Genomic DNA, 3135 nt, shown 5'->3' with positions numbered 1-3135 from the left:
GTGCGCTGAAGTCCGTACGGAACGCGGCGGCGTCCGCGACGGAGGCGGCCAAGTCCAAGGCGTCCGGGACCGACGGACGCGGCGCCTCGTCGTCCGCGCCCGGCGGCGGCTCGGCTCCGGGCGCTCCGCCGCGCGCGTCGATCACGGACGTGGTGCCCAAGCGGACGCTCCTGGTGGTGGCCGTGGTCGTGGTGCTCGCCGTGCTCGGCACAGTGCTCGCCGTCGCCCTCAGCGGCGACGACGACAAGGGCAAGGGCTCCTCCGGCTCCAAGGGCGACAAGGCGACGTCCTCCGGCTCCGCCCCGGCTGTGGCCGGCGGCGAGAAGGGCGAGAAGAACACCGGGCAGCCGACCGGCTCGGCCTCGACGGACGAGGCGGCCCGGAAACCGGCCCACACAGCGGGCCCGGACGGCCTGCCCGAGGGGTACGAACCGGTCAAGAACGGCGAGTACCACTTCAGCATCGCGATGCCCAAGAGCTGGAAGCAGACGGCCACCGCGGGCGATCACTCCGGTGCCATATACAGCGCGGCGGGCGGCTTCCCGCGCCTCCAGGTCGACTTCGGCTCGCAGCCGCAGTCGGACGCGGCGAAGGCGTGGCACGCTGCGGAGAGCGGCGCGGAGAACGGCGGGATGAACGGCTATCAGGGCCTCGGCATCGACACCGTCGACAAGTGGGCCGGTCACGACTATCCGACCGTCGCGGACTGGAACTTCGAGCGGGACCAGAGCGGCAAGCGGGTCCAGGTCGTCAACCGCGGCTTCAAGGTCGACGACAGCCATGGCTACGCCATCATGATCACTTGCGAGAAGGGCAAGTGGAAGGACGCCGAGTGCCGGGAGCTGCGGGAGGCCGCTTTCGCCTCCTTCAAACCCGAGGGCTGAGCCGGGCGGTACCGGCCCCTGACCGAAATGGCTCACAGAGCGCGTACGAAGCGACGTACTGAGCCGTACGGTCCCAAGGGGGCGGCTGGGCACGTATCGTGAGAGCCCGTGGACCGTACGCAGCCACAAATAGCAGGAGAACGACCGTACTTGGCGGTTGCTGACGGGGTCTGTCGAGGTTTCGGGCGATAGCTGGCGCGAGATGGTGAGTCTCGTGCTTGGGGAGGCGTCGTGGACGACTACGCGGGACGGGTCCTTGCCGACCGCTATCGCCTTCCGCTGCCGCCTTCCGACGAGTTCGAACTCGTCGAGACCAGGGCCTTCGACGCCTACAGCGGGCAGGAAGTGCTCCTTCGGCAGATCCCGCTGCCCGAGGTCGTCGAGGCGGAGGTCGTCGGCGAAGGGGGTCTCGGCGAGGGAGCTTCCGGTGCCGGGGAGGAGGCCGGGCCCGGCGGGCGGACCGCGGGCCCGCGCGGCGGGCGTACGACCCAGGGCGCCGGCGACCCCGCCGTGCGCCGCGCCCTCGACGCCGCCAACGCCGCGGCCCAGGTGCCCGACCACCCCCGGCTCGACCAGGTCTTCCACGTCTTCGCCGAGGCCGGCAGCCTGTGGATCGTCAGCGAACTCATCCCCGCCCGGCCCCTGGCCGCGCTCCTCGCCGAACGCACGCTGACCCCGCACCGCGCCGCCGAGGTCGCCGCCGATGTCCTGACCGCCCTGCGCGCGCTGCACGCGCACGGCTGGACCCACCGCAACATCACCGCCCGTACGGTCCTGGTCTGCGACGACGGACGGGCCGTCCTCACCGGGCTCGCGGCGGGGGCGGCGGAGGAGGCGCTCTGCGGCTACGACCCGGTGCCGCCCGAGTCCCTGCGAGGCGGCGGCCCCGGCCTGCGGCCCGCCGTGCCCGCGGGGTCGGTGGAAGGCCCGGCCGGTCCGGGCCGGCCCGTGGGGCCGCCGTCCGGCGGCCGGGCCGCGATAGCCACGGCCCGCGCGGCCGACGGCGGCTCCGGGCAGCGGCCTCCCGCGCCCGCCCGCAACGGATCCCTCCAGGCCCCTGCCGGGCCCGCCTACCGCGACCAGGGCGCGGCCGGCGGCTTCCTGTCCCAGGCCGCCGCGCACGCCGCGGCGCAGGGGCCCCCGCACGGGTCTCCGCAGGGCGGTGTGCCCGAGCCGGACCCGCGCGCCGTACGGGCCGGGGCGATAGCGGCGTACCGGGCCGGAACGCAGGCCGCCGCGCGGGCGAACGCCGACACCAACGCTCCGGACGACTCCTCCGGAGGCTCCGCGGCATGGGGCGGCGGCAGCGCCGCGAGCGGCGCCGCGCCCACGGGACCCGCGCCGAACAGCGCCGCGTGGAGCGCGGACGCTCTCGTGAAGACCGGATCGCAGAGCGCCCTCCGGCGGCCCGGCGGGCCCGCGGGCGAAGGGGCCGCGCCGCACGCCGCCTCGGATGCGGGCGTGGCCGAAGGGAGCGCTGGGGAGGCGGCTGGCGTGGGGTCCGCTGGGTCCGCTGGGTTCCCTGTGACGAGCGGTGCGGGCGAGGCCGCCGTTCCGGGCGGCAACGGCCGTGCGCAGACGGACTCCACGGAGCCGTGGGGCCACAACGGGAACGGCCGGCAGGGGCGCGGCCCGCAGACGGCCCTGGGCGCCGAACGGGCGCGGCAGGCCCGGATGGTGGTCGTCGGCCCCGTCACCGAGCGGTGGGCGCCCGAGCAGGCCGGACCGGTGCACGAGAACTGGCGGCTCGCGCCGCCCGTGGGCCCGGCCGCCGACCTGTGGGCCCTGGGCGCCCTGCTGTTCCGCGCCGTACAAGGACACGCGCCCTACCCCGAGGAGACCGCCGCCGAACTCGTGCAGCTCGTCTGCGCGGAGCCGCCCGCCTACGCGGAGGAGTGCGGCGCGCTGCGCCCCGTCGTCGAGTCGCTGATGCGCAAGGACCCGGCCGAGCGCCCCGACTTCGAGGAGCTGCGCGGCTGGCTCCGCTCGCTGATCCGGTCCGCCCCGGAGCCGGAACTCGGCAGCCGCACCGTCACCGTGCCGTCCATCGGCCCGGGCGCGCCCTCCGACCCGAGCCGGCTGCCCATCAAGCGGCGGCGCGGGGAACTGGTGCGCCGGCGGCGGTCCGGCGCGTCGGCGGCCGTCCCGCACGGGCGGCACAAGAAGGCCCACAAGGCGCCGCACCGCACCGTGACCAAGCAGCCGGCCCCGCCGCCGCGCTCGCAGCAGCTGAGGATGGAGCACCCCGAGC

2 protein-coding genes are annotated in these 3135 nt (G+C 75.7%); both read left to right on the top strand.

The features are described 5' to 3' along the window. Nucleotides 1-152 precede the first annotated feature (152 nt). A complete protein-coding gene (locus ACFU99_RS38760; RefSeq protein WP_384401948.1) occupies nucleotides 153-884 on the top strand; it encodes a hypothetical protein in 732 nt (243 codons plus the stop codon). Between the two features lie 231 nt (nucleotides 885-1115). Next, the coding region (locus ACFU99_RS38755; protein ID WP_384401945.1) for a protein kinase at nucleotides 1116-3135 on the top strand (2020 nt) is incomplete at its 3' end.

This window comes from Streptomyces sp. NPDC057654 (assembly GCF_042800135.1).
Taxonomy (GTDB): domain Bacteria; phylum Actinomycetota; class Actinomycetes; order Streptomycetales; family Streptomycetaceae; genus Streptomyces.
The sequence above is the reverse complement of the archived record's forward strand: the minus strand, read 5'-3'. Positions and strand labels throughout refer to the sequence as shown.